Annotated in this window: 2 protein-coding genes; both read right to left on the bottom strand. The window is 68.5% G+C overall.

Annotated elements, in window-relative coordinates; genetic code table 11:
• Window positions 1-90: 90 nt before the first annotated feature.
• Window positions 91-1,848 carry an LCP family protein gene (locus BZL64_RS00910; protein ID WP_086764925.1) on the bottom strand — a complete coding sequence of 586 codons (1,758 nt, stop codon included), beginning with the start codon at window positions 1,846-1,848 and terminating at the stop codon, window positions 91-93.
• Between the two features lie 265 nt (window positions 1,849-2,113).
• A complete protein-coding gene (locus BZL64_RS00905) occupies window positions 2,114-3,229 on the bottom strand; it encodes an LCP family protein (protein ID WP_086764921.1) in 1,116 nt (371 codons plus the stop codon).
• Between the last annotated feature and the right edge of the window lies 1 nt (window position 3,230).

The raw sequence follows: 3,230 nt of genomic DNA, 5'->3' as shown, positions 1-3,230 counted from the left end.
CCACTGGCCCCACCCCTCCCCCTCGTGCGCCTGACATGACACGGGCCCGTCCCGCGTCAAGTCAGACGCTCGACGGGCCCGCAGGGTTACCTACTTGGCGCACTCGACCTTGTCCGCCGTGGACTTGTCGACCGTGTCCGGCACGGTCGTCGGGGCCGTGAGCGAGACGCCCGCCCCCTTGAAGTCCTTGCCCAGGGTCAGTGTCATCGTCGGCAGGCCCTGGGAATTCGTGACGCTCTCGCCCGGCTTCAGGGCCGTCCCCGGCAGCCCCATGATGGCGGCGAGCTTGCGCGCCTGGGCGGCCTGCTCCGGCCCGTACTCGAGCGTCGTCCTGCTGAGCGCCGCCGGCGCGTTGCCGGCGTTCTCGGACTTCGTCACGCCCTCCTCGACCTGCAGCCAGCTGAGAGTGGCCTGGGCGCTGCCGGCCTCCGCTCCGCCGTTCATGACCTGCACCCGCACCTCGGAGGCCGCGGACTGGGTGCCCTTGAGGCGGGCCGCGGCAGCGGCCGCGGCCGCGTCCTTCGACGCCTTCGCCTGCTCCTTCACCTCGGTGAAGGACACATCGTCCTTGATCATCTGGAAGACGGTGGGCGCCGTCGCCTTGTTCAGGACGACCGTGGCCTTGACCTTCTCGGCCGGGTTGTCGACGACGGGCACCGTGGTGAAGGTCAGGTTCTTGGTGTTGAGCTTGCCCAGCTCCAGGCCCAGGTCCTTGAGCTTGGTGATGCTGTCCAGCTGGGAGTCGACGGTGAGCGCCTTCGTGCCCGCCTCCGCCAGCTTGATCATCTTGGTGGGGCTGGTGAGCGTGTCGTTCGACTTCAGCTTGCGCATCAGCGAACCGAGGAACTGCTGCTGGATCGCGATCCGGCTCAGGTCACCGCCGAAGCCCACCGAGTGCCGGGTGCGCAGGAACGCCAGCGCCTGCTCGCCCTGGACGGTGTGGGTGCCCTCCGACAGCTTCAGATGCGAGTCCGGGTCGTCGATGTCCTTGGCCAGACACACCTCGACGCCGTCGACCGCCGTCGTCAGCGTCTTGACCGCGTTGAAGTCGGCCACCATGAAGTTGTCCGGGGTGACCCCGGTCAGCTCCGTCACCGTGCGCATGGTGCAGCTGGGCGTACGGCCGTCCTGGCCGAGGCTGGTGTTGAAGCGGACGCCCTGCGTGCCCTTGATGACCTCGCTGGTGCCGTCCTCCTGCTCGGTCGGGCAGTCCGGGACGTCCACGATCAGGTCGCGCGGGATGCTGAGCGCGGTCGCGTTCGTCCGGTCCTTGGAGACGTGCAGGAGGATCGTCGTGTCGGCGTGGCCCACGCTGCCGGAGTCGCCGTAGCCCTCGTTGCCCGAGCCGGTGCGCTTGTCGGTGCCGATCACCAGCAGGTTGATCGCCTTGTCCTTGCTGAAGCCACCGGTGCCCGCGCCGTCGTCGGAGACGGACGTGATGTTGTCGTTGAGGTGCTCCAGGTAGAGGTAGGCCGCACCGGCGGTGCCCAGCAGCACGAAGGCCATGATCCCGCCGGTCCACAGCAGGGCCTTCTTGGCCTTCGACTTCTTCTTCGCCGGCCGGCGACCGCGCCTGCCGGGCGCGGGCTCCTCCGGCACACCCCGTCGCCGGCGCGGTCCCGGCACCTCCGGGGCGTCCCGGTCCGGAGCCGTCGTACGGCTGCCGGAAGCGGCCTCGGGGGCCGGTGCGCGGCCCGCCGCACGGGCGGCACGTCTGCGAGGTCCGGGCACCGCCGACTGCGGTGCGGAAGGGCTCAGTCGCAGTTCGTATTCGCCGGTGTCCGGATTGAGTACCCACTGGTCTGCGGGGTCGATGTTCTCCACCCGCCCACGGCCTTGCGCGTCCACGGTTGTCGTAATCCTCCGTCGGGGCCACGCGGCGCCTTTACCCCCACTAGGCGCTCGGGTCTCGGTCACACAGTGCACGACCCCAGAACGGTCCTCAGGCCGGGTGCACCGGATCGCTCACACTAGCTGCCAAGTTCGGCGCGGAGCGACGACGGTGACAAATTCCACGTCCCTACAACCGGGCAATCCGGGCCATTTCCTTGAACTGGAGTTCGCCATGACCGGCCCGCTTGGGAAGCGCTTTACCCACGGCTGTGCGCACGGCTCACGCGCAGGTGTGATCGCCTGCCGTGTTCCCTTCGAAACTCGGCTCCGACGGACTCGGCGACGTGTACTTATCGTGATCGGGCGACTCCGAAGAGGTGGAATTCCCCGGCTTCGCAGACTTCCCTGGCTTCGCGGACTTCTCCGGCTTCCTCTCCTCCTCCGGTGATTTCCCGGTGACGGCGACCGGCGCGTCCGTCCGCAGTCGCTCGAAGAGCTTCTCCGCGGCGGGCTCCACGAGTTGGTCGCGATTCGCGTTGTAGACATACGACTCCCGCGGAACAGTCAGGAATCGCACCTGTTCGGTGGGAATGTCACGCAGGCCGCGCGCGAGTTCGTAGAGACCGCGCAGACTCGCCAGATCAGGGTCGGTGGTGAGAGAGGACGTGGCCGCGTCCAGCACCGGATACAACTTCACCGGATTCAGCAGGACGTCATTGCTCTGCGCCTTGTTGACGAGCGCCCCGAGGAATCGTTGCTGCCGGTCCATCCGGTCGGTGTCGCTGCCGTCGCCGAGGGTCTTGCGGGCGCGGACGTAGCCGAGGGCCTGCTCGCCGTCGAGCGTCACCCGCCCCGCGGGCAGCCGCAGTCTGGCCGCCTTGTCGCGGATCGGCTCCTTCAGGCACACCTCGACCCCGTCGAGAGCGTCGACCATCTTCTTGAAGCCGTGGAAGTCGACGACGACGTGATGGTCGATCCGGATGTCGGTCAGCTTCTCGACCGTCCGGATCGTGCACGCCGAACCACCCGTCTGGAACGAGTAGTTGAACATCGCGAACGTCGGTGCCGACCGGGAACCGTCCGGCCGACGGCAGGCCGGCACGTCCACCATGAGATCGCGGGGTATCGACACGGCCGTCGCGCTGCGCCGCCCGGCGGACAGATGCAACAGGATCGTCGTGTCCGACCGCTCGGTGCCGGAATCCCGCCCGTAGGCGCTGTTGCCGTCCCCCGCGCGCGAGTCCGAACCGATCAACAGCACGTTCTGGGCGTCCTTCACCAGCGCGGTCGGCCGCTCCTTCGCGTACCGCGCCAGCTCCGCCGCGGCGGCCTCGTCCGGCGTGATGTTCCCGTCGAGCTTCGCGTACACCACCCACCCGGCCACCCCGGTCCCCAGC

The sequence above is a fragment of the Streptomyces bobili genome (assembly GCF_002154575.1).
GTDB lineage: Bacteria > Actinomycetota > Actinomycetes > Streptomycetales > Streptomycetaceae > Streptomyces > Streptomyces bobili.
The sequence above is the reverse complement of the archived record's forward strand: the minus strand, read 5'-3'. Positions and strand labels throughout refer to the sequence as shown.